Here is a 24,761-nt window from a genome sequence, read left to right on the forward strand (position 1 = left end):
ATAGCGAACGATATCTTTTTTGTGTGAGAGCTTAAAGATTAACCGTTCGCTATTTTTTTTGCCATTAATTTGTCGCCAATGTTCAACACGCCCTAATCGTTATCTATTAATAAACACCTATTGATGACTGTCTGTTATTTAGCATCGTATCTAGGTCAGACTAACGATATAATTACTGGTATTACCATTCATAAATAAAGCTTCCTTAAACTATGACTATCAATCAACAAGACCTCGCAACATTACAACCCACAGCAAATACGATAGATAACGATAGTATCGAGAAAATATCTATCGAAGAAAATATCTCTCAAACTGTAAATAGTAGTGCTGAATCAGATCTAATCGAAGAAGAGCTGCCTGAAGAAGACAGTGTCGATATTACGCATCTGCGCACTCCTATAAAGGTAGACTTATCTCCTGTTTATAACTTTTTAGGTGCTCGAACCACGCAAGCTTGGGTAAATGCTGCGATTGAAAACCTACCTATGATCATTCAAGACCATGCCAACTGCGAAAAAAAGGCCGCTGGTACTGCGATGAATTTGATATTTCGTTATGAGTTCTCGTATGACTTGCAGCGTAAATTGGCACAGCTGATACGAGAAGAGATGCTGCACTACGAGCAAGTACTGGGTATCATGAATGAGCGCGGTCAAGAGTGGAAATATCTAAGTGCTGGACGCTACGCCAAAGGTATGTTGAAGCATAAACGCACTTACGAGCCAGCAGCGATGGTTGATGTATTGATAATTGGGGCATTTATTGAGGCGCGCTCTTGTGAGCGTTTTGCAGCGTTGGCCGAAGTCATCGATGATGAACGCTTAGCGAAGTATTATCGTTATCTACTCAAGTCAGAGAGTCGTCATTTCGAAGATTATCTTGCGCTCGCTCAATCATTATCAGATGAGAATATCGATGAGCGAGTTGCTTTCTTTAAGGAAGTAGAGGCTGAATTAATCAGTAGCCCAGATGCTGAGCTACGCTTTCATAGTGGCACACCTGCTTAAAGCCCACGCCTTACCTAAACCTGTTACCTATATAATGTAGAAAGTAAAAATGTAGGAAACAAAAAAAGGCACTGTGTTTGATACGAGTTATATACTCTTACCAAACACAGTGCCTTTTTATCTATATACAAATGCCTATTTATATACAAATACTAATAGCTACCGATATAGTTAATTCTTACTTTTTATCTTCCATCAATGGACTATCATACTGTTTGTTACTCTTAGCGACATTATGCGGATCATGATCTTCCGTAGCCTTTTCTGCTGCAGCTGGATTTGCTTTTTGTAATGCATCATCAGGGACAATGCCGTTATTGTCATCTGCATCTTTTAAGTTATGATCGCTATTGACGCTTTCATTATGTGAGTTATTCATTGCTACTCCCTACTATGATAATTACTTATCTAACCCAAGAAACACTATATTTTTTGAGATTTGCCCCTGTTTAATCTTTTTCATCAGGATTTAAGATGCGAGTTTGTGCGTTATCAATGTTGGCATAACGATTTAAATCATTAATACCCTCACTCTTGGGTGCTGCACTACCGACAGTATCTTCATTGATATTGTCATCGAATGCGGTGCTACCTTCTTGATCACGACGATCTGGTTGGCGCGCTGGATTGTCATTATCATTTACGTGTTCTGAGTCGACCACAGATTCATCAAAAGTATCAGTTCCTTTGTTCTCGGTAGTATTTTTTTCAATTGCACTATGATCATCAGATCCTAGTACCTTTGTCTTGTCTATTGCTGAGTCTTTGGCTTGCATTATCATATCCTTTTTTTATATTTATAATTTTGTCGATTTGGTTAGCACACTGTTATCTATAGTCCTTTACTCGTTACCTTTTTGGCTCAAGTCGTAGGCACTTAGTTCTGCTGCGTTCTTGCCACCTGCTGGAAGATTTTCTTCTTTACGTGGATCAGCATAAACTTCGTCAGTCTCTTGCGAGTCTTGCTCAGGGCCATCGATTTCAGGCTTGTGCTTGCGCCCTGCGTAGCTATCTTTAGGGTTTTCTAACTCACTAGCAGCAAGGTCATCCACGATTACTTTTTCTTCTGTTTCCGTTGCTACTGGTGTTACTGGTTCTTGCATAGTCATGGCGCGTCCCTCGCTTTATTATTTGTTGTTATCGTATATTAGGTCGGTGATTAATATTAGAAATTACTTATCAGTACGTAAATCATCATCGATAAAAGGCGTTTGCTCTTCTTCGTTTAACGATTCAGGGGCGTCGGCTTTTTTATTCTCTGCTAAGTTTTTTTCAACTTCCTGACCATTTACCTGTTCTGCAGCTTGCTTGATATCTGAATTGTCATCGTTAGTAGTACTCATGGTTTATTTCCTATTCTTATGATTTTATTAAATTGTTTTGAAACATTAAATCGATATACGTTTTGAACTTGTCCCAACGCCCAAATGAGTAACCAATACTTATCAAGTAGCGTCAGAATTGATATTAATTATAGGTATGACCTTGGGTAATGCACCAGTGTACTGCCGTATCAATATGTGAATAATTGTGAGGTTGCAAGTCAGTTTGTAACTTTTGCAATTGGTGAGCACAAAAAACCAAGCACCAGTATTTACCAGTGCTTGGTCAGATAGATAATTGAATAGCTGATTATCGCCTAAAGGTGCTTTTAAGAATTAGCTAGACTCTTCGACACGATTAATCGTTTTTAATAAATGCTCTTGTGCGACGTGTGGCTCCTCACCTGCTGCTGGCTGTAACTGCTGCCAAACGCCAGTGCCATTAAGTGTCCACGCTTGCGTATTATCCTGTAAGTAGCTAATTAAGCCATCCTGATAAATCTGCTTAAATAGCTTTTTATTCTCAATCGGGAACGCCACTTCTACACGATGGAATAGGTTACGATCCATCCAGTCTGCACTACCGCAGTATAGACGCTCATCACCATCGTTATAAAAATAATAAACGCGCGTATGCTCCAAAAACCGACCGATAACAGAGCGCACAGTAATGTTTTCAGAGAGTCCTTTTACTTGTGGACGTAAACAACACATCGACCGCAGAATTAATTCAATATTAACGCCTGCCTGCGAGGCATCGTATAATTTATCAATGAGACGGCGCTCAGTTAACGCATTGGCCTTGATAATGATATGAGAACGTTTGCCCGCTTTGGCATGAGTGATTTCATCATCGATAAAGCTCATCAACTTCTCATGCAAAGTAAACGGTGCATGTAATAGTTTTTTGAGGTTGGCAGGCTTACCCATGCCGGTTAACTCTTGGAATATCTTGTGAACATCTTCTGAGATATCAGGATCGGCGCTAAACAGACCATAGTCCGTATAGACTTTGGCATTGGCCGCGTGATAGTTACCAGTGCCTAAATGAACATAACGACGGATTCGATCGTCCTCGCGGCGTACGATTAGCATGAGCTTGGCATGGGTCTTGTAACCTACGATACCGTAGACCACGACCGCGCCTGCTTCTTGTAGATAGTTAGCAACGGCAATATTAGAGGCTTCATCGAAACGCGCACGCAACTCAATGACGGCCGTGACTTCTTTACCATTACGAGCGGCTGCTGCCAGTGCCTTAACGATCTCTGAATTGGTACCTGAACGGTATAGTGTCTGCTTGATTGCCAGCACTTTAGGATCGCTGGCGGCCTGCCAAAGCAAATTGATAATGGGAGAAAATGCATGAAACGGATGATGCACGAGCACATCGCTTTTGCGCATGGCAGCAAACATACTGGTCGATTTGTCAGACTTATCCATCTCTCGACGAAATGCTTTAGGTATGGCATGGGTAAACGGCTGATAGCGTAGCGCTGGGATATTAAAATCAAACAGCAAGCGCGTCAGATTGACGGGGCCATTGACACGATATAGCTGGTTGTCATGCAGTTCAAACTCATTAAGCAGATACTCACTGATATGCGTTGGGCAATCAGTTGTGACCTCAAGGCGCACCTTATCACCGAAGCGGCGATTTTCAAGCTCGCCTTCTAGTGCTTTGGCAATATCTTCAACATCATCGGCCAAGTCTAAATCAGCATTACGTGTCAGCCTAAATTGGTGACAGCCTGTCACACTCATGCCAGGGAATAGCTCACCGATATGCTCATGAATGATAGCGGATAGCATTACATGATGCTCTTTACCACCAGTTAGCTCATCTGGCAGACGAATCACACGCGGTAGACTGCGCGGCGCAGGTACAATCGCTAAGTTGATATCACGTCCAAAGGCGTCCTTGCCTTCCAAGGTAGCGATAAAGTTTAAGCTTTTATTTACAAGACGCGGGAATGGATGCGCCGGATCAATGCTAATCGGTGTCAATACGGGTACGACTTGCTCCGTAAAATAACGCTTCATCCATGCAGACTGCTCAGCGTTTAGCTCATCACGTTTGAGATAGCGAATATCTTCGAGCGCAAGTGCTGGCAGGATATCCTCATTGAGAATACGATACTGCTCACTGATAGCCGCATGAGTAATAATAGATATCTCGTTTAACACTTCGCTAGGACGCATGCCATGAGCACTGGTAGATACATCACCGATGTTAAGCTTTTGCATGATACCAGCGACACGAATCTCAAAAAACTCATCAAGATTGGATGAAAAAATAATCAAGAAAAATAAGCGTTCAAGCAATGGGTGACGTGAACTAGATGCCTGCGCTAATACTCGCAGATGAAACTGTAATAAAGACAAATCTCGATTGATATAACTGCTGGGTGAATAGCTGCCGTCTTCTGAGCGTTGCCAGTCGATGTCGGTCAGATCATTATAGTTACTGCTTACGCTCATATTTTTATTAACGTTTTCGTTGCCATCTTCACTCACACTATTAACGTCGATCATCTCGTTCATATCACCGCTGTTCTGATTATTATTTATCTCTACCACGTTACTACTCCTTTTGCGTTATCGATACGCCATCATCTTTTATCGTTCTGTCTTTTCTAGGGCATGTCCTAGTCTTATTCGAAATAGCCGAGCCTACAACATCCGATCCTATAATCTAGGGCGTGTCCTCAATTCAAACGAGTGTCCTCTAAATGGGCTAAAAACAGCTAAATTTTGCCAAACATCGTCAAATAGTTGGTCAATATCTCGATATTATCTGCACTATTTTCCTTGTTTGACGGCAATTTATCTCATTTTTATCACCATTTTTAAAATGAGGACACGCCCTAGCCCAACCTTAATGCTTTATATTTATGAAGATGCTTGCGGTAATACAGCGTTTTTCATGCGTTTTTTGATAATACGTTGCTTGTTACGTAAACGCTTATCGCCTTGATTGTCTTCGTAGTATTTTGGATTGGTAAGCATCGCAATCAGAAGCGCTGACTCATCTCGGTTTAGATTGGCCGCAGACTTATCGAAATAATGATGCGCTGCTGCATCAATACCATAGATACCATTACCAAACTCCGCCACATTTAGGTAAGCGGTCATGATGCGCTGCTTGTCCCACAGCGTTTCTATCATGACAGTAATGACAGCCTCTTCTGCCTTACGCACATAAGAGCGATGCGAAGTCAGAAATAGGTTTTTTGCTAGCTGCTGCGTAATCGTTGAGCCACCAGCAGACATCTTACCTGTTTCTTCATTTTTCTTTTGCGCCGCTTTAATACCTTTGAAATCAAAACCACTGTGCTGACTAAACGTCGAGTCTTCACTCACAATCGCCGCTTGCTTAGCAGATTTGGCAATCGCATCATATTCAGCCCATGTCTGGGTGACCGTGCCGCCCGTTAGGCGATGCGTCAACATAAACATACTGTTGTTAATTGGCTGTGTTTTCCAAATTAATAATAGCCCGACGACCAATATATGGAATGCGACAACCAATAGCATAATTGCCAATAACAGACGTTTGATAAATGTGCCAAAACTTGTCATGCGCGATATCCGAGTGATTAAAAAAGTAATAAGATAATATAGGTCATCTGCTAATAACTAAAAACAGCAACTATGAACCAATAGTCCTAAAATAGCTGTCATTGCCTTTTATTAACAGGCAGTCATTAGTAATGACCAGTAGCAGGTCATCTTACCTAATCTCACAATCACTGTCATTATTTACACCACTTCTTTATGATGTAATAATAAACCAACTATTTTTTACTTTTTATCAAAATAGCCTAATAATCAGCATTTTTTGGCATACTTTAAGCTCAGAGAGCTCACCATGCATAATAATAGTATAGAAGTATTACGAGCGCGTGTTATTGCCGCAAGCCCAAACCTCAATACCACTGAAAATAGCAATCAATGGTGGCTACTAGGAACCTCTGGCTGTCATTTATGTGATATCGCTGAGCAAATACTTGCACAGTTTCAGTCGGTACAACCAATCACTTACCAAAATGTCGATATTGCAGACTTTGATGAGGCGCTTATGATGGATTTTGCCACGTCTATCCCTGTGATTTTGACTCCATCACAGCGATTAAATTATCCGTTTTCAGTGATGGATTTGCAGCAACTGTTAGCTCACAACTAACGGCACTTTGTTTTGATGTTATAGAGCTTTTAAATTTCTTATATTAGAATATCTACCGCTAATTTTAGCTAGTATGGTATTTCAATATTTGCTAGACTACTTTTATATTCTGTTTGGTAAATTGATTATACTAATGCTAATGATTTACTGATCAATAATCTCAACTCTCTAACCTTGCACTCTGTTAAATCATATACATACAATTCTCAGCGAAAGCACCTAAGAGCAACTATTAGGGCGTGTTTAACACGCCTTAATAAATATAGTTAGCTGAATGTAAAACTGTTATGGATTTAAACGCGCTACTGGTATAAATTTTACTTGCGTGCTGCGTTCCCAGAGGCTGCGCAAAATTCATCCCAGTAGCGCTATGACATTTTTAGAGTGTATCGACTATAGTAATAACTTAGTATGACTTTAAAACCAGTAAAAAATAAGCTGGTATACACAATAATAAGGACTGTTAATAACAATAAGGACTGTTAATTATGTACACTTTCTTAGCCTTAGCGCCAATTCTCGTTGTATTCATACTACTCATAGTTATGCGCCTGCCAGCTAAGATAGCTATGAGTATTGCCTATTTGGTGACAGCTCTGCTAGCCTTTTTCATTTGGCACGCTAGTGGTGCTCAGGTAGCGGCTGCTACTGTTAATGGGATTATTGTGGCACTTACTATTTTATTCATTGTATTCGCAGCTATTTTACTGCTGAATACGCTGAAAGAAAGCGGCGCTCTTGTCGCCATACGTAAGGGCTTTATGGATATTTCACCTGATAGGCGCGTCCAAGCGATCATTGTGGCATGGTTGTTCTGCTCTTTAGTAGAAGGTTCATCAGGATTCGGAACACCATCTGCAGTGGGTGCTCCGCTGTTGTTGGCTTTAGGCTTTCCAGCGATGGCATCGGTCATGGTTATTCTTATCATTCAATCTACACCCGTATCATTCGGTGCAGTTGGTACGCCTCTACTACTTGGCGTTTGGTCTGGTATTACTGATAAACAAGATTTAGCACAGTCCATTGCCCCTACTACTGCCGAAAATTATTTATTACAGATTACAGCTAACGTAGGCCTTGTACATGCGCTTATTGGGTTTTTGATACCTTTAATTTTAAGTGCTTTTTTGACAAGGTTCTTTGGTGAAAAACGCTCCTTCATAGAAGGGCTTAAAGTATGGCCATTTGCCATTTTTGCAGGTCTTTGCTTTACTATTCCTTATTTTTTGGTTGCTAAATTTCTAGGGCCTGAGTTCCCTTCACTCATTGGCGGTTTCATTGGGTTGTTAATTGTACTTCCCGCTGCTAAGCGTGGTTTTTTGATGCCTAAAGATACTTTTGATTTTGCCCCTCGCGCAAAATGGGACAAAGACTGGCTGGGTACTTTAGACGAGGTAAAATATGATGATTCAGCAACCCCAAAGTTCTCTTTAATTCGTGCATTTTCGCCCTATTTCATTGTGATTGCCTTATTGGTCATAACTCGAGTGATTGCACCACTCAAAGCTTTTCTGGTAGGGGATTTAACAACCATTAGCCTTACTAATCTTTTTGGTACAACAATCTCTAGTAAGATACAGCTCGCCTATTCTCCTGGTAGCATTCTAATTATTACTTCTTTATTATGTATTTTACTGTTCAAAATGAATAGCCAAGCGGTAAAGCGCAGTTGGAGTAACTCGGCAAAGACCATGGTTGCTGCCGCACCAGCTTTGCTATTCTCGGTGCCTATGGTACAAGTATTCATTAATTCAGGCTCAGCCGCTGAAGTCGCTACTGCGCTACCGGCTATGCCAATATTACTGGCTGAAAGTGCTGCCGATGCTTTTCAAAATGCGTGGCCGCTAGTGTCTCCATGGATTGGGGCAATGGGTGCTTTCATCGCCGGTTCAAATACTATTAGCAATATGATGTTTTCATATTTTCAATGGTCAACAGCCAATCAGATCGGACTCAATAGCGACCTTGCAGCACAAGTAATAGCCTTGCAAGCTGTGGGTGGTGCGGCTGGTAACATGATTTCGGTGCATAATGTGGTAGCTGCTTGCGCAGTAGTCGGCTTGGTGGATAAAGAAGGCTATGTGATTCGCAAAACACTGCTAGCGATGATTTATTATGTCGTGCAAGCAGGTTTGATCGGTATGGCTATCATCTTCGGTCAAATATGGTGGTGGGCTTTAGCCGTTCTCTGGCCCATAACATTCTTTGGACTGATGTCTTTTTGTGGCAAATTTTCCCGTAGAAAACTGAATGGACGATAATCAGGCAAGCTGACGCTATTAAACTAGATCTAGTAGCGTTAGGTTAAGGTTGCCTTCTAGTTAAAACATAACAGCAATAAGAGATAAACCTATGAAAGACTTAACTAAAATCACCGAAATCGAAGATCTGCGCCGCGTTGCTGAGCGTAAAGTGCCGCGTATGTTCTATGACTATGTCGATTCAGGCTCGTGGACTGAGACCACCTATCGTAATAACGAGACTGACTTTGACCGTATCAAGCTGCGCCAGCGCGTATTGGTCGATATGGATAACCGCAGTCTGGCAACGAGTATGATCGGTGAGCCAGTCAAGATGCCTGTAGCCATCGCCCCAACGGGTTTTACCGGCATGATGTGGGCAGATGGTGAGATACATGCCGCACGCGCCGCTGAAAAATTCGGCGTGCCCTTTTCACTATCGACCATGAGTATCTGCTCTATCGAAGACGTCGCTGAAAATACCAGTGCGCCGTTTTGGTTTCAGCTTTATGTCATGCGTGATCAGGACTTTATGGCCAATTTGATTCGCCGTGCCAAAGCAGCAAACTGTTCTGCGTTGATTTTGACTGCGGACTTACAGGTGCTGGGACAACGTCATAAAGACATCAAAAACGGTCTATCCGCACCGCCTAAGCCAACACTAACCAATATCATAAACCTCATGACCAAGCCGCAATGGTGTATGAATATGCTGGGCACCAAACGTCGCACGTTTGGTAATATCGTCGGTCATGCACAAAATGTTGAGGATCTGTCATCACTCTCTGCTTGGACGGCAGAGCAATTCGATCCGCGTCTGAGCTGGGACGATGTGGCGCGTATCAAAGACATGTGGGGCGGTAAACTTATCATCAAAGGTATCATGGAGCCTGAAGATGCTATTATGGCAGCTCGCAGTGGCGCGGATGCCTTAGTCGTCTCAAACCATGGCGGTCGTCAATTGGATGGCGCGTTATCTTCTATCTCTGCCCTCGCAGACATCGTACAGGCAGTACAAGCCGAAAACAGCGATATCGAGGTATGGCTAGACAGTGGCGTTCGCTCTGGTCAAGATGTACTAAAAGCCATCTCATTGGGTGCAAAGGGCACAATGATTGGTCGCGCTTTTCTCTACGGATTGGGAGCGTATGGTGAAGACGGGGTGCGCCGCGCGCTTGAGATTATCTATAAAGAGTGTGATATATCTATGGCATTCTGTGGTCATACCGATATCAATACTGTCACGGATAATATCTTGGTAAAAGGCACGTATGAAAACCTCAAAGTGGGTCGTTTTTAGAGCGGCTGATTGTAGAACAATCAACGTTTAAAACCGGCTACACATAACATAATTTGCTCATACCCTTTATACTGTCTCTATAACTTTTTGATGACAGTTAGCCTTTATGACCATTCAACAATTATTAAAAACAGCGCCCGTCACTACCCTGCTATTAGCCAGCTTTATCGGGCTATTTGTCATGCAGCTAGTCACGGGCGTCGATGCCAATAATCCCTCAACGGAGTCCCTGCTAAACTGGGGCGCAAACGCTCTGCCTTACACCATGCAGGAACAGCCATGGCGATTGGTCAGCAGTGCGTTTTTGCACATTGGTCTCATGCATCTACTATTTAATGGCTTTGCCATGTATTTCTTTGGGCAGATTGCCGAGCCGATGTTTGGCTCAGCCAAGTTCTTAGCGTTATTTTTATTGGCGGCAATCGGTGGCAACTTGCTCAATAACTATGTCACATGGCAAAGTATATTGGATGGTACAGGACAGCCTGGACTATCAGCTGGCGCGTCAGGCGGTATCATGGGTATTGGCGCGGCATTATTAATCGCTGCACTGTTTAAAATATCGGTCAATGGCATGGTGCTTAACCTCAAAAGCCTGATATTTATTATGGGCATCAACCTCGTCTATGGGTTTGCCGTACCGGGTATTGATAATGCTGGTCATATCGGTGGCGCAATCACGGGACTAGTGATTGCATTGGCTTTTGCCATTGGCTACCGTCAGTGTCTGGCAGTCGCTATACAAAACGCAGCGATTCAGCAGCAGCGCACGTTCAATTCTTATCAAACCAATTACTCATACAGTACTCACGACAACCCACCATATGACAGTCAGTATAATGACCAATACGATAACCAAAGTCCTTATGACGCTACTTCTATCGACCAATCGCCTCATATTGATGCCAATTCAACCGAGCAAGATACTGTGGTTACCAACAATGAAACGAATGCGTCTGATATAAATGCTAACAATAGTGCCGAAAGCATTACTACTATCAACTCATCGTTAGATAATAGCGCGGCTCATGATAGTGGTATTGAACCCGAAGCCCTTAAAAAACCTTCCATTATTTGGCAGCTATTACCATGGCTTGCGATGTTACTTATCAGCATTGGCTTTGTCTGGTGGTGGCAAGATATTCATCAGCAAATCCTACAAGTACTAAAAGCCATTGAGTAAATGCTCATACTTATCTATCATTGCTATATAGCTCCCAAAAACAGCATACTGACCAACATCACTGATTCCTTTTATTGCTTACTCTTTTGAACACGTTTTGCTTACTCGCACCACTCAGTTATTTATACTCACTTACGAGATCCAATTATGTTAAAACTTGCAGCGCTACCTAATATCTCTACACGCACTATGTTTAGCGCGTTTACCGCTACTGCACTATTTAGTGTGGCTAGCCTGTCTAACGCCGCACTTTTTAATGACAACTTGCCGACTGACAAAGATGCTGAGCTTAGCGTTGGGGTCAATGTCATGGCGGTCAAATCCGCCTATGATCTCGAAGACAGCACTGAAGTGCGTGTGTTACCGGGCGTGTTTTATGACAATAATAGGATCTATGCGCGCGGTGCTCAAGCGGGTGCGTACTTGATCAATGATGGTGTCAATCAGCTCTCTGCTTACGCGCAGCTCGCAGGGAATTCGTTTGATCCTGATGATGCTAATGGTGCCCTGCAAGGTCTCGATGAGCGCAAACTATCCGCAGAAGCAGGTATAAGCTACCAGCGTCGCACGCCTATCGGTGCGTTTCGTGGTCAGTTTGCGACCGATGTGTTGGACGAAAGTGGCGGTAATACTGGTCGCTTAACTTACCTTGCCAAGATCACGAGAAACAAGCTGACGGTCTATCCAAGCATCGGCTTTGAGTATCATGATGCGGCCTACAATGAATACTACTATGGCGTCAGTGAAGAAGAGTCAGCAGAAACAGGCGTTGCCGCTTATAAATCTAACTCGAGCTTGAATCCGTATGTCAGCGTTAGTGCCAACTACGACTTTAATGATAAATGGGCAGGATTTGCCAATCAAAGCGTGAGCTATGTACCCAATGAGCAATATGATAGCCCAATGGTAGACTCACGTACTGAAGCGTCGACCACGCTTGGTTTGCTTTATAAGTTTTAAGTATTGAAATATTGACACTTTAAAATAAAAAAGCCGAGCATTTTGCTTGGCTTTTTTTATGGTTGATTAGCTATAAGGCTTGATAATGACTGCTTGATTGTTTACAAGATAGTGCTTAATATCATAACAGAAGACTATCTTTAACAACTCTATTAATGAGCTCCACAATACAACAGTTAATAATATAAAATAGATGGAATACAAATGAACTTCGCTGTAGAGACCTTCCTTTTTGACACTCCACTTTATACAAAGATCACTATAGAAGAAGCAGATAAAGCAGAATTTTATAGATTAGTATATACAGATGGAGATAAAGATGTTGATGGTTATAATCCATTTCGTAAAACTCAGACAACCTTTAAGATTACTAGGGTTTTGGCTGTAAATAATAGTTATTTCGTACCAAATGGAGGTTTTTCAGAGCTGCAAATAAGCTGTAAAAGATACGGTGAGGTAATAAGATACTACTGTTCTTATGACTCAGAGAATAAGAAATTGATGAAAATCGGTCAGTTTCCATCAGTAGCAACTATGCACCTACACGAAATTAAGCAGTATAAAAAACTATTGCCTGATGAAAAAATGAAAGAGATTACGCGTGCAATCGGTCTTGCTGCTAATGGTGTTGGAATAGGTTCCTTTGTATATTTAAGACGAGTATTTGAACATTTAATCCAACAAGCTTATCAAGAAGCAATTGAGAATAAATCAATATCAGAAGGTGATTTTCAAAGAGCAAGGATGGATGGGAAAATTGAACTTTTGAAAGCCTATTTGCCAATATTTTTAGTTGATCATAAGGAACTCTACTCCATATTAAGTCTAGGAATACATGAGCTGGATGAAAACACTTGTCTTCAGCATTTCGATACTTTAAGAGTAGGAATTGAAATAATATTAGATGAGCAGCTCGAAGCTTTGAGGAAAAAAGAAAAAATTGATGCCGCTACATCTAAAATAAAGAACTTAAAAAGTACTATTAAGAAATAGACTTCTAAAAGCTATAAACCGTGCCGTGCCTTAGCAATTATTTTAAGCTATAGTATGAACTATTTCTTTTTTGGAGAAAAATCAATGTATTGGGTAGGATATCGAGTTATAGCGTTAGATGGTAGTAACCCAGGCAGTAAATGCTTGCTAGGTCCCTTTAATTCTTATGAGTCAGCTAAAAAAGAAAAAAGCAAGAATAGAGCAAGAGATATGGAACAAACAGCTATATTCAAAGCTGATTCAGAAGAAAAAGCTGAATTACTTTTGAAAACTGAGCAATTTTCTAGACTTTGATACATAAATTTATGAATAACTGTTTCTGCGGAGAACTTTCAATAAAAAAAGACCTTGCCACATTACATGACAAGGTCTTTTTGTTTCTAACTTCTCAGTGGAGCAAATATGATGCTGCTACCAGAAAAACGAGGGCAAATTGTACTTATCGTACATTAAGCGAATCTGACGCCGTAGCAGGTCATTATTTGGTCTACTGCTTACTTAGGATGCACCATATCAGCAGGAGTGACCCACTCATCAAACTGCGCTTCACTCATTAGATCCAGCTCAACGGCAACTTGCTTGAGCGTTTTGTTTTCTTTATACGCGGTCTTAGCGATTTTCGCGGCATTTTCATAACCGACATGACGGTTCAATGCCGTCACTAGCATAAGTGAGTTATGCAGGAAGTCATCGATTTTTTCTTTAACAGGCTCGATACCCACCGCACAGTTGTCATTGAAGCTATTGCACGCATCGCCAAGCAGCTTGATAGATTGCAACAAGTTAAAGGCAATCACTGGTTTGTAGACATTAAGCTCAAAGTTACCTGACGCGCCAGCCATGCTGATAGTCGTATCGTTACCCATGACTTGTGCCACAACCATAGTCATCGCTTCTGACTGGGTTGGGTTCACTTTACCTGGCATGATAGAAGAGCCTGGCTCGTTTTCTGGAATCGTCAACTCACCCAGACCACAACGAGGGCCAGATGCCAACCAACGTACGTCGTTAGCGATTTTGTTTAAGCTGCCCGCTAGTGTTTTTAGTGCGCCTGACGCAAATACTTCTGCATCACGAGCCGCTAATGCTTCAAATTTGTTTGGTGACGTAACGAATGGCAAGCCAGTCAAAGTCGCTAGTTGCTCAGCTGATTTTACCGCATAATCAGGGTGGGCGTTTAGACCAGTACCAACCGCAGTACCGCCTAGTGGCAATTCATATAGACCTTGTAGCGCGTTGTCGATACGAGTCAATGCATGGTCAAGTTGGCTCACATAGCCGCTGAACTCTTGGCCTAGGGTCAATGGCGTGGCGTCTTGCAAATGCGTACGACCGATTTTTACGATGCTATCGAATTCTTTTGCTTTTTTGTCCAAAGTATCGCGCAATGCTTGGACCGCTGGGATCAATAAGCTGTTGATCTGACGAGCAGCAGCCACACGAATCGCCGTTGGGAAACTGTCGTTGGTAGACTGTGCATGGTTGACATGGTCATTTGGGTGAATTGGCGTGTAGCTGCCACGTTCAGAACCAGCGATTTCGTTGGCACGGTTGGCCAATACTTCGTTCATGTTCATGTTTGACTGGGTGCCAGAACCTGTCTGCCATACAACCAATGGGAACTGATCGACCAGACCACCATTGATGATTTCGTCAGCGGCTTGTACGATGAGATCACGCTTGTCGCCTTCGATACGCTCTAGGCTTGCGTTGGTAATTGCAGCGGCTTTTTTGACCAATGCCATCGCTTCAATCATTGGACGCGGCAATGTCTCGCCACCGATTTTGAAGTTTTCGCGGCTACGCTGAGTTTGCGCGCCCCAATAGGCATCAGCGGGAACTTCTACGTTGCCCATGGTGTCTTTTTCGGTACGAGTTGCCTGATTCTGTGTCGACATAACTACCCTCTTTACTGGTTTGTTGTTAAATAACTGAACGATAAAAAGTGCAACAGCTGCTGCACATAAACGGAAATACGATATAAAGTGGCGTTATGATAGCATGACTAGGACGTGTTGAATATTCACAAATAGCCATTGCTGACGTCTAAAAGCACCAGTCACCACCAATCTGATACTTCATTGGATAAGATACCTATGCACTCTAAAATTATGCACTCTGAAACTATGCACCCCGAACCAATACGATCTGAGCCAAATAACTTTGATTCAAATAACCTTGTTCCAAATAATTTGGACTCAAAAAACGCTGAATTATCCGAACCTGTCATCAGCAACCCACCTAGACGACTTTTTACTCGACAACGCCGCCAGTTAACTGATGGCGCACGCAGACAATTTGCTCAGTCTGCGAGCTTATATCTAACCAAGCTACAGCAGCGTTTGCCAAAGCGTGTACGTATTGGCCTATATTATGATGGTTTTAGTGAGCTACCCACTCAGCCAATATTGGACTGGTGTCAACGCTTAGGCTATTTTCCTTACTTACCAGTCGTCGGCTCACTTGGCCGTACTAGCAATGGTAATGATGATAAACAATTGCGCTTTGTGCCTGTCTATCATTCAAAACTGGTCAATGTCCCCACTCGCACTCATCAATTGGGCATGAAGCAAAATCACAGCCGCGCCCTGCTCTGGGCGTCAGAACTAGACGTGATTATTTGTCCACTGGTGGCGGTCGACACAAACGGCAACCGTATGGGCATGGGTGGTGGGTTCTATGATACGACGCTTGGTAACAGCCATCGCTCAGGTGCGAAAAATCCATTAAAAATTGGCTGGTGTTATGACTTTCAAGTGGTTGAACAATTACAACGGCAATCGTGGGATGTGCCATTAGATGGCTTAATCACGCCAAGCGGCATAAGGTGGTTTTGATGAAAGACGATAAACAGTTTGAAAAAGACTCTAGCGCTGCTGATTCCAGTGCAGACAGTGTGGATGAGTATTTGCAGACATTAGGCAATGAGGACTCTAGAGAGATACGTTACTACAGTCAAGAACAGCCTTTTAGCGCTGAGGAGATGACAAGGCTAGTCAATGAAGAGCGTCTAAATAAACTGCTCGCGCAAAGCGATGATTTTTTGAATGGTTTGAATGGTGAGATAAAAGATTTTGATGATGAGTATTAAAAAACATATTAATTAAGCAATAAAGAGAAATAAAAAAAGCGAGCATAGCTTATAGCTATACTCGCCTTTTATCTCAAACCTAAATGTTCAAGCTTTATTAAAGCACCATCGCTGCAATCCAACCAAAGGCCAATAGCGGGATGTTGTAATGGATAAAGGTCGGTATCACGCTGTCCTTGATGTGGTCATGCTGTCCATCGATGTTTAGACCAGAGGTTGGCCCCAATGTCGAATCTGACGCAGGCGAACCTGCATCTCCAAGTGCGCCAGCCGTACCGATAATCGCCACAGTAGCCAACGGCGAGAACCCTAATGAAATACACAGCGGCACATAAATCGCAGCCAAAATAGGAATGGTCGAAAATGAAGAACCGATACCCATAGTCACAATCAAACCAATCAATAGCATAATAAATGCCGCCATCGCTTTATTACCAGCAAACAGTGACGCTGCTCCATCGACCAATGGCTGAATCTGCTCAGTCGCTTTCATTACTTCAGCAAAGCCTTGCGCGGTAATCATAATAAAGCCAATCATCGCCATCAGTTTGATACCGTCATTAAAGACGCCATCAGCATCACGCCACTTCACCACGCCCGTGGCCATGAACACACCGAAGCCAAACATTGAGCCCAGTAGTAGCGAATCAGTATATAGCTGCACCACAAAAGCAGTCACGATAGCAGCCAGTGCAACCAGCGTCTTTAGCTTGCTTTGCGACTGTGCGCCAGCAGCCGTTTTGCTTAATGCATCACCTTCTACTACTGCATCATGCGCTTGCTGATCTAACGCAATCTGCTGATACGCACGTGGCTTACGGTAGCTGATAAATACAGCAACCAGCAAACCAATTAGCATGCCCAACGCAGGAATTGCCATGGCTTGCACCACAGAGATATTGGCAACATCAATACCCGCTTCACCCACGTTTTTTAGCATAATCTGATTGAGATAAATATCACCAAAACCATAAGGAATAAACATATAGGTGGTGACCAGTCCAAACGTAATCAGACAAGCAATTAGGCGTCTATCAATCTGCATGCGATTAAAGGCGAGCAATAATGGCGGCACGAGCAGTGGAATAAAGGCAATATGAATAGGGATTAAGTTTTGGCTAAAGCAGCTCATGGTGATAAGACCTGCAAATAGCATGTACTTAATCATACCGCTGGTACCAGCAGCATCAATACGCCTAATTACCGCCCCTGCCAACGACTGCGGCAAGCCCGAATGAGCAATCGCTACCGCAAACGCCCCTAGCAAGGCATAAGACAGCGCAATCTGTGCGCCATTACGGATACCTTCTTGAAAAGCATTGAGCGTATCAGTAATACCAAGCCCTGCTAGCAGTCCACCTGCCAGCGCCCCGATTAATAAACTGAGCACCACGTGCACTCGCGAAAGTGACAGTCCTAGCATGACAATGACTGCTAGTAGTACTGCATTGATGGCCATGTGTTGCCCCTTGTTCTTTATACTTTGGCCTTATTGAGACCTATAAATATTGAAACCAATGAATATCGCCCTATTGTCTAAAACCTATCAATATAAGAGCCTGCTTTAGACGCGCGCCAGTTTACCTTATTTTGGGTATAAAGCCTACGCATAGAACCAATTAGGCATCAACATAGGTAGCCAAATATCACCTATACATCTAAACCCTCTTCTGTAATTTCTGACTGTCTTTATCCTTCACAGACCAGTCACACTAATGACAACACATCGTTACCCACATTAATTGCATTAATAACTGGACGCTCAGATAACTATTTAACAAAGATAAGCAGACGACTTCACCAATCAGCCTTGCAATTTTGTCTGTGAGCACCATTTATCTAAACATGAACCACGAACTTGACTTTACAAGTCTGGTGAACGAGGAAAGAATATATGAGTGAATATAATATTGATAAAGACAACATCGACATCGACGTATCATCTGCTTTGGCTGATGACAGTGCATTAGATGCAGCCGCTGAAACTATTCAGGACAACGATAGTAAAGACGCTACTGCTGAAAATAACGTTGAAAGCGATACTGAGAACCATGCTGAAGATAACACTGATATCAGCCGTGCAGCTAAAGATGATGGTACAGTTAACTACTTACCACTTTTAGCATTACGTGACGTCGTCGTCTATCCACATATGCAGATTGCATTGTTTGTGGGACGCGCGCCATCGGTGAAAGCGGTTGAGTTGGCACAGGCTGAGTATGGCAACAAAGTACTGGTAGTCGCGCAAAAAGACTCACTGACCGAAGACATTGATCAAGATAACTTGTATCAGTACGGTACGGTGTGTCGCATCGTCAGCACTATGCCACATGACAGCGATGAGAACTGCATCAAGGTATTGATCGAAGGTCAATACCGCGCTCGTGTCGATAACATAGAAGGCCATGATGATTTATTGATGGCGAGATTTGAGCGTGCCGATCTTGACGTCAGCATGGATGAAAGCCAACAGAAAAATACGATTCAAGCATTAACTACATTATTCGAAAGCTATGCAGATGCGCGACTTCGCAATGCACGTGAGCTGACTCGTGTGGCTAAGCGTATCGACGACTTGCTTGAGTTGGTTTATTTCATCTCAACTCGTGTGTCGATGGATCTTGATATCAAGCAGTCTTTCCTAGAAGAAGACGATATCAAAACGCATATCAACACTTTGACTGAATATCTAGTCAAGCAAAGTGCTGAGCAAAACATCGAACAAGATATCCAAGATGCTGTCCGTCAGCAAATGGAAGACAATCAGCGCGAATACTTCTTAAATGAGAAGATGAAAGCCATCAAAAATGAGCTGTCAGATATGAATGACGGTGCGTTCGACGGTGAAGATGATGTGGCTGAGCTAGAGCAGCGTTTAGAAGATGCTGACTTGCCAGAAGATGTGCGCAAGAAAGCGGAACAAGAATTCAAAAAGCTCAAAATGATGCCACCTGCATCAAGTGAATCGTCAGTCGTACGCAACTATATTGAATGGATTTTGGATACGCCGTGGAATGCGACGACCAAAGTATCTATCAATCTAGACAAAGCCAAAACAGTATTAGACGAAGATCATTATGGCTTGCAAGATGTGAAAGACCGCATCTTAGAATATCTCGCCGTGCAATCACGCGTGAAAAAACTTCGTGGCCCGATTTTATGTCTCGTCGGTCCTCCAGGTGTTGGTAAAACCTCACTGGGTGAATCAATTGCCCGTGCCACTGGTCGTAAGTTTGTGCGTATGGCCCTTGGCGGCGTACGTGATGAAGCAGAGATTCGTGGTCATCGCCGTACCTATATCGGTGCGATGCCGGGTAAAATCGTTCAATCACTTGCAAAAGTAGAAGTCAAAAACCCGCTGTTCCTATTGGATGAAATCGATAAGATGGCGCAAGACTTCCGCGGTGATCCAGCATCAGCGTTGCTTGAAGTATTGGACCCATCACAGAACGATACGTTTAACGACCATTATTTAGATATGGACTTAGATTTGTCGCAAGTGATGTTTATCTGTACTGCTAACAGTATGGATATTCCGCCTGCGCTGCTTGACCGTATGGAAGTCATTCGCTTACCTGGTTATACCGAAGAAGAAAAGGTCAATATCGCACAGAAGTACCTCGTGCCAAAAGCGATTAAGCAAAACGGTCTCAAAGAAGGTGAAATTGAGATTGTTGAAGCAGCTTTGCACAGTATCGTGCGTAGCTATACCCGTGAAGCAGGTGTACGTAACCTTGAGCGTGAAGTGAACAAGATCTGCCGTAAAGTGGTTCGCGGTTCGGTTGAAACTCATGGCGCGCGTGCTCCGAAAAAAGCAGAACGTCAGCTAGTGACAGTCGATGACAAAAACATCGATGACTATCTAGGTGTACATCAGTATGACTACGGTCTGGCTGAAGAAGAGCCTGAGATTGGTCGTATTACCGGTCTTGCATGGACTCAGGTCGGCGGTGAGCTATTGACCATCGAAGCGGTCGGCATGAAAGGTAAAGGCGAGCTTAGCTTTACTGGTTCATTAGGCGATGTGATGAAAGAGTCGATTCGCGCAGCCATGAGCGTGGTTCGTGCTCGCGGAGATAGCTTAGGCATTGATTACGAGACGTTTAAAACAACAGACGTTCATGTCCATATGCCAGAAGGTGCCACGCCAAAAGATGGCCCATCTGCTGGTGGTGCACTAACGACCGCGCTCGTCTCTGCATTGACAGGTATCGCTATCCGTCCAGATATTGCGATGACAGGTGAGATTACCTTACGCGGTAAGATCCTACGTATCGGCGGTCTCAAAGAGAAGTTGCTTGCGGCACATCGCGGTGGTATCAAGCACGTCTTAATCCCAGCGACCAATGAGCGTGATCTGGCTGATATTCCTGATAACGTGAAAGAAGGCCTAACCATTCAGCCAGTTGCCACGATTGAGGAAATCTTAAAGGTTGCTTTGGTCAGTATGCCAACACCAATCAAACCTGCAAAAGTGACCGTTGATAAAACCTCTGGTAAAGCACTACACAATTAATTGATTATTCGTTAGCCAATTCTTAAAAAATAAGAGCTGCTCATCACAATGATGGGCGGCTTTTTTATGCCTGTTTATTATTTATCTACTTGCAGTTCATAGCTTTCTTAGTAGTTCTCTCACGCATTTAAAGCCATTTAATTTTGAAAAACATTTATCTTAGTTCGTTTTTCAAACCCATACGATACTTACATTTATTAACTGATTGTTGCGCATTTGATGAATAACTATAGAGTTAGCTTGGCTATACTGACTCCGATGTTAACGAATATTGACACCGATTTTATAGAATGATAACGATAGATATTCGTGACTTTAATGAAGATTAAAAATAACAACTCAAACAATTGGAGATAATAATGAATAAGACATTACTTGTAAGTACCCTATTATGCGGTTCAGCGTTAGCAATGACTGGTTGCCAAACCGTAGAAAGTCAAATGCAAACGGGTAATCCTTTAGCACAACCGACATTAAAATCAACCATACAAACAGTAGATGGTGAGAAGAAAGAAGTTGGTCAAGTTTTCTTACGTCCAGTTGATGGTGGCGTCCAAGTTTACGGTAAACTCACTAACCTACAGCCAGGCAGAACTGTCTCATTACATATCCACGAAACAGGTAGCTGTGACGTCATGGGTAAAGCAGCAGGCGGTCACTTCAACCCAGACAACAAGCCACACTCTAATCCAGATGACATGAATGGTCATGCTGGTGACTTGCCAAACTTAACTGCCAATGAAGACGGTGTTGCCACTATTAACTATGTGAACAAGAAAATCGCAGCGACTGAAGCAGGCAAATACAGTGTAAATCGTTTGGCCTTTATCGTACATGCTGGCGTTGATGACTATACCAGTCAGCCTTCAGGTAATGCAGGCGATCGTATTGGTTGTGGTATCATCGTAAAAAACTAATACTGTCCAAACCTATGGACTTAGGCTAAGTCTGCAAACGTCGAAATGGCTTAAAAGAAATATTATAAGCACAAAAAAACCCTCTTAAATTATAAGAGGGTTTTTTATTGGAAGTAACTATTAGGTTTGTTGAAGCCAATACAAGAAAGACAAATGTAAATTGTACCTATAGTACATTAAATGAGTCTGACGCTATAAAAGCACTATATTGGATTTACCTAATAATTACTCCTCTACCCATTCACCTTTACGCCAGTACACACCCCAACGCGTGGCTTTGCCATTTTTCTCAGAGCCGATATACTGCTCTTTTTTCTTACGTGACCAGCGCAAGATGGTTGGGTTACCTTCAGGATCTTCATCTGGCCCTGCAAACAGATACTGGAACTTATCTTCCATCTTGTCTTTAACTTCTCGTAGCTCAGCCAGCTTTGGCGGACGTGTCTCGCGCACTTTTGGAAACTTAGACGCTGCCAAGAACATCCCAGCCGCCCCTTCACGCAAGATGAAGTAATCATCGTGCTTGGTCGACTTTAACTCTGGCAGATGGATTGGATCCATACGTGGCGGCGCTGCTTCGCCTGTCTTTAGTACCTTGCGCGTGTTATCACAGTTTTGACAAGCAAAGTACGGACCAAAGCGACCTGTTTTAAGCTCCATCTGCCCATCGCACTTGTTACAGTCAATAGTTGGTGCATCTGAGCCAGGAACTTCAAACTTGCCTTCTTCTAGGATATAACCATCGCAATCAGGGTTGTTACCGCAAATGTGTAGTTTGAGACCACCATCCACGATGTAACCATTCATCGCCGTGCCACATTTCGGGCAGCGTTTTTTCTCCATCAAATCTTTAACTTCTGCCGCTTCGTCATCACCTTCCGCATCATCTAGATTGGCGAATGCTTCAACTGGCATTAGATTTTTGGTGCCTTTACAACGCTCTTTTGGCGGTAGATTGTAGCCAGTACAGCCTAAGAATACACCTGTTGACCCTGTACGCAATTGCATCGGACGATCACAGATATCACAATGGACATCTGGCACGTCAGTTGGATCGTTTGGACGCATACCATCTTTTTCTTTGGCACGCTCTAGAGTGGTTTTGAACTCGCCATAGAAATTATCAAGCACATCTTTCCAGTCTTGCTCACCTTCTGCCACGTGATCGAGCTTGTCCTCTAACGCGGCGGTAAAGGTATAATCCATTAAGTCTGGGAAGCTAGCTGTCAATCTATCAGTGACGATATCACCCATTTTTTCGGCAAACAGACGCTTGTTTTCAAGCTTCACATAGCCGCGATCTTGAATGGTTGAGATAATGGATGCATAAGTCGATGGACGACCGATACCTTTTTTCTCAAGCTCTTTTACTAGACTGGCTTCAGTATAGCGAGGCGCAGGCTTAGTGAAGTGCTGACTCGGATCTAGCTTATCTAGGTTTAACTTATCGCCTTTTTTGACATCAGGCAGTAAGGTGTCGTCAGTCTTGGCCGGTGGCATCACTCTTGTGAAACCATCAAAAACCATGGTACGACCTCGGGCTTTTAACTCGATATCATCTGCGCCTACAAACAGGTTCACTGATAGATATTTGGCAGGTAACATCTGACACGCTACAAATTGACGCCAGATTAGCTCATATAGACGTATTGCATCACGCTCAACACCTTTGAGCTGTGTTGACTTCATATTGACATTAGAAGGACGAATCGCTTCATGCGCTTCTTGTGCGCCCTGCTTGTTACCATAGAAATTTGGTTTTTCTGGTACATATTTTGCACCATAGCTGTCTTCGATATGACCACGGACAGCAGCAAGCGCGTCGCCTGATAAGAACGTCGAATCAGTACGCATATAAGTAATATGACCCGCTTCGTATAGACGCTGCGCTAAAATCATGGTTTTCTTAACAGAGAATCCTAAGCGCGTGCTGGCAGCCTGTTGCAAGGTCGAAGTAATAAATGGTGCGCTTGGACGTGATTGCGTTGGTTTTTCTTCACGCTCTTTAACGATAAAGTCGCTTACCTTGAGCACCTCTAACACTTTATCGGTCTGCTCTTTATTACCAAGTTTTAAAGTTTTACCGCCTTGTTTGGTCGCCTCTAAACGGATACCGACTTGCTCAGCGTCTTTTTTTCCATTAGCAATGTGCGTATCAGCATGAATCTGCCAGTACTCTTCTGGAATGAATGCGCGAATCTCATGCTCACGCTCGACGACCAAGCGCATGGCAACTGACTGTACACGGCCTGCAGATAGCCCGCGAGCTATTTTTTGCCATAATAATGGCGATACCATAAAGCCGACAACACGGTCCAAGAACCGACGCGCTTGTTGCGCGTTCACGCGGTCAATATCTAATTTCGAAGGCTGCTTAAACGCACTTTGAATAGCTGACTTGGTAATCTCGTTAAAGACCACACGTTGATACTTGCTATCAGGGCCACCGATGACTTCTTTTAGATGCCAAGCAATTGCTTCCCCTTCTCTATCCATATCCGTTGCTAGATAGATTTTGTCAGCGTCTTTGGCTAATGCTTTAAGCTCTTTGATGACTTTGGTTTTGTTTGGCAGTACTTCATAGACTGCCGCCCAATCATGCTCTGGATCTACACCCATGCGGCGTACCAGTGCTTGCTGCGCTTTTTCTTCTTTGGTCAGACTGTCATCTTTTTTAGCGGTCGTGGCTTTCTTTGCACTTTTGCTCGCACTGACCGGCAAATCACGGACGTGACCGATACTTGAGCGTACGATAAAGTCATCACCAAGGTATTTATTAATCGTTTTTGCCTTGGCTGGTGATTCTACAATCACCAAAGACTTACCCTTTGGGCTGTCAGCAGCTGGTGCTGGACTTTTTTTGGTTGTGGTTTTTGCCATGTTTGACGACACCATAATATAAGTAAATTAAAAGTAAGGTTAAATTCAGCAGCACGGCAATTTATGGAAGCTAATACTCATGGTTTGACCATGGTTCAGCTATTTATAGTAATAATCGCTGCTGATAAAAAAGGTTATAAAACAAATAATAACCATAAAATAA

Annotated in this window: 21 protein-coding genes; 12 read left to right on the plus strand and 9 right to left on the minus strand. The window is 43.0% G+C overall.

Going from position 1 to position 24,761, the window contains the following annotated elements; all coding sequences use genetic code 11:
• Positions 1-212 precede the first annotated feature (212 nt).
• Positions 213-1,010 carry a tRNA-(ms[2]io[6]A)-hydroxylase gene (locus tag ACQKCG_RS08515; protein WP_227522914.1) on the plus strand — a complete coding sequence of 266 codons (798 nt, stop codon included), beginning with the start codon at positions 213-215 and terminating at the stop codon, positions 1,008-1,010.
• 178 nt (positions 1,011-1,188) lie between these two features.
• Here ACQKCG_RS08515 and ACQKCG_RS08520 read toward each other — a convergent pair whose 3' ends face one another.
• The 6 genes from ACQKCG_RS08520 to mtgA all read right to left on the minus strand — a co-directional run bounded on the left by ACQKCG_RS08520 (position 1,189) and on the right by mtgA (position 5,914).
• Positions 1,189-1,389 (minus strand): hypothetical protein, encoded by a 201-nt coding sequence (locus ACQKCG_RS08520; protein WP_057761189.1) that lies wholly within the window; start codon positions 1,387-1,389, stop codon positions 1,189-1,191.
• A gap of 70 nt (positions 1,390-1,459) precedes the next feature.
• Positions 1,460-1,786 carry a hypothetical protein gene (locus tag ACQKCG_RS08525; RefSeq protein WP_101205163.1) on the minus strand — a complete coding sequence of 109 codons (327 nt, stop codon included), beginning with the start codon at positions 1,784-1,786 and terminating at the stop codon, positions 1,460-1,462.
• 66 nt (positions 1,787-1,852) lie between these two features.
• Positions 1,853-2,119 (minus strand): hypothetical protein, encoded by a 267-nt coding sequence (locus ACQKCG_RS08530; protein WP_227522915.1) that lies wholly within the window; start codon positions 2,117-2,119, stop codon positions 1,853-1,855.
• 63 nt (positions 2,120-2,182) lie between these two features.
• On the minus strand, positions 2,183-2,353 hold the full coding sequence (locus ACQKCG_RS08535) for a hypothetical protein (protein WP_166739243.1): 171 nt from the start codon (positions 2,351-2,353) through the stop codon (positions 2,183-2,185).
• A gap of 315 nt (positions 2,354-2,668) precedes the next feature.
• Positions 2,669-4,813, minus strand: coding sequence for a polyphosphate kinase 1 (gene ppk1 / locus ACQKCG_RS08540; RefSeq protein WP_227522920.1), 2,145 nt, complete (start codon positions 4,811-4,813; stop codon positions 2,669-2,671).
• 411 nt (positions 4,814-5,224) lie between these two features.
• Entirely contained in the window at positions 5,225-5,914 is a 690-nt protein-coding gene (gene mtgA, locus ACQKCG_RS08545; protein ID WP_101205165.1) for a monofunctional biosynthetic peptidoglycan transglycosylase, read from the minus strand.
• A gap of 289 nt (positions 5,915-6,203) precedes the next feature.
• Between mtgA and ACQKCG_RS08550 the strand changes: the two genes are divergently transcribed.
• From ACQKCG_RS08550 to ACQKCG_RS08580, 7 genes are all read left to right on the plus strand, one after another.
• A complete protein-coding gene (locus ACQKCG_RS08550; protein ID WP_101205166.1) occupies positions 6,204-6,518 on the plus strand; it encodes a glutaredoxin family protein in 315 nt (104 codons plus the stop codon).
• A gap of 488 nt (positions 6,519-7,006) precedes the next feature.
• The gene (locus ACQKCG_RS08555) at positions 7,007-8,779 is read left to right on the plus strand and encodes an L-lactate permease (RefSeq protein WP_101205167.1); all 1,773 of its coding nucleotides are present in this window, start codon (positions 7,007-7,009) and stop codon (positions 8,777-8,779) included.
• Between the two features lie 91 nt (positions 8,780-8,870).
• Complete coding sequence (locus ACQKCG_RS08560) at positions 8,871-10,058, plus strand: alpha-hydroxy acid oxidase (RefSeq protein WP_427585372.1); 1,188 nt, start codon at positions 8,871-8,873, stop codon at positions 10,056-10,058.
• 106 nt (positions 10,059-10,164) lie between these two features.
• Positions 10,165-11,241, plus strand: coding sequence for a rhomboid family intramembrane serine protease (locus ACQKCG_RS08565; RefSeq protein WP_427585373.1), 1,077 nt, complete (start codon positions 10,165-10,167; stop codon positions 11,239-11,241).
• Positions 11,242-11,388: 147 nt separating this feature from the next.
• The gene (locus ACQKCG_RS08570) at positions 11,389-12,201 is read left to right on the plus strand and encodes a MipA/OmpV family protein (protein ID WP_160022513.1); all 813 of its coding nucleotides are present in this window, start codon (positions 11,389-11,391) and stop codon (positions 12,199-12,201) included.
• Positions 12,202-12,405: 204 nt separating this feature from the next.
• Positions 12,406-13,194, plus strand: coding sequence for a hypothetical protein (locus tag ACQKCG_RS08575; protein WP_427585374.1), 789 nt, complete (start codon positions 12,406-12,408; stop codon positions 13,192-13,194).
• A gap of 54 nt (positions 13,195-13,248) precedes the next feature.
• A complete protein-coding gene (locus tag ACQKCG_RS08580) occupies positions 13,249-13,488 on the plus strand; it encodes a hypothetical protein (RefSeq protein WP_427585375.1) in 240 nt (79 codons plus the stop codon).
• A gap of 200 nt (positions 13,489-13,688) precedes the next feature.
• Here ACQKCG_RS08580 and fumC read toward each other — a convergent pair whose 3' ends face one another.
• Positions 13,689-15,092: a class II fumarate hydratase gene (gene fumC / locus ACQKCG_RS08585; protein ID WP_427585376.1), complete on the minus strand. Its 1,404-nt coding sequence runs from the start codon at positions 15,090-15,092 to the stop codon at positions 13,689-13,691.
• A gap of 198 nt (positions 15,093-15,290) precedes the next feature.
• Between fumC and ACQKCG_RS08590 the strand changes: the two genes are divergently transcribed.
• The gene (locus tag ACQKCG_RS08590) at positions 15,291-16,031 is read left to right on the plus strand and encodes a 5-formyltetrahydrofolate cyclo-ligase (RefSeq protein WP_427585377.1); all 741 of its coding nucleotides are present in this window, start codon (positions 15,291-15,293) and stop codon (positions 16,029-16,031) included.
• Complete coding sequence (locus ACQKCG_RS08595; RefSeq protein ID WP_427585378.1) at positions 16,031-16,285, plus strand: hypothetical protein; 255 nt, start codon at positions 16,031-16,033, stop codon at positions 16,283-16,285. The genes ACQKCG_RS08590 and ACQKCG_RS08595 overlap by 1 nt, the downstream gene beginning before the upstream one ends.
• A 97-nt stretch (positions 16,286-16,382) precedes the next feature.
• On the opposite strand, the gene ACQKCG_RS08600 is transcribed toward ACQKCG_RS08595, so the two are convergent.
• Complete coding sequence (locus ACQKCG_RS08600) at positions 16,383-17,744, minus strand: Na+/H+ antiporter family protein (RefSeq protein ID WP_427585379.1); 1,362 nt, start codon at positions 17,742-17,744, stop codon at positions 16,383-16,385.
• 435 nt (positions 17,745-18,179) lie between these two features.
• Here ACQKCG_RS08600 and lon point away from each other — a divergent pair, with 435 nt between their 5' ends.
• Together lon and ACQKCG_RS08610 are read left to right on the plus strand one after the other, a co-directional pair.
• The gene (gene lon, locus ACQKCG_RS08605; protein ID WP_427585380.1) at positions 18,180-20,801 is read left to right on the plus strand and encodes an endopeptidase La; all 2,622 of its coding nucleotides are present in this window, start codon (positions 18,180-18,182) and stop codon (positions 20,799-20,801) included.
• Between the two features lie 359 nt (positions 20,802-21,160).
• Positions 21,161-21,718: a superoxide dismutase family protein gene (locus ACQKCG_RS08610; RefSeq protein WP_160022501.1), complete on the plus strand. Its 558-nt coding sequence runs from the start codon at positions 21,161-21,163 to the stop codon at positions 21,716-21,718.
• Positions 21,719-21,943: 225 nt separating this feature from the next.
• On the opposite strand, the gene topA is transcribed toward ACQKCG_RS08610, so the two are convergent.
• Positions 21,944-24,598 (minus strand): type I DNA topoisomerase, encoded by a 2,655-nt coding sequence (gene topA, locus ACQKCG_RS08615; protein ID WP_427585381.1) that lies wholly within the window; start codon positions 24,596-24,598, stop codon positions 21,944-21,946.
• Positions 24,599-24,761: the final 163 nt, after the last annotated feature.

Source organism: Psychrobacter sp. NPDC078929, assembly GCF_050267985.1.
Classification (GTDB): Bacteria; Pseudomonadota; Gammaproteobacteria; order Pseudomonadales; family Moraxellaceae; genus Psychrobacter.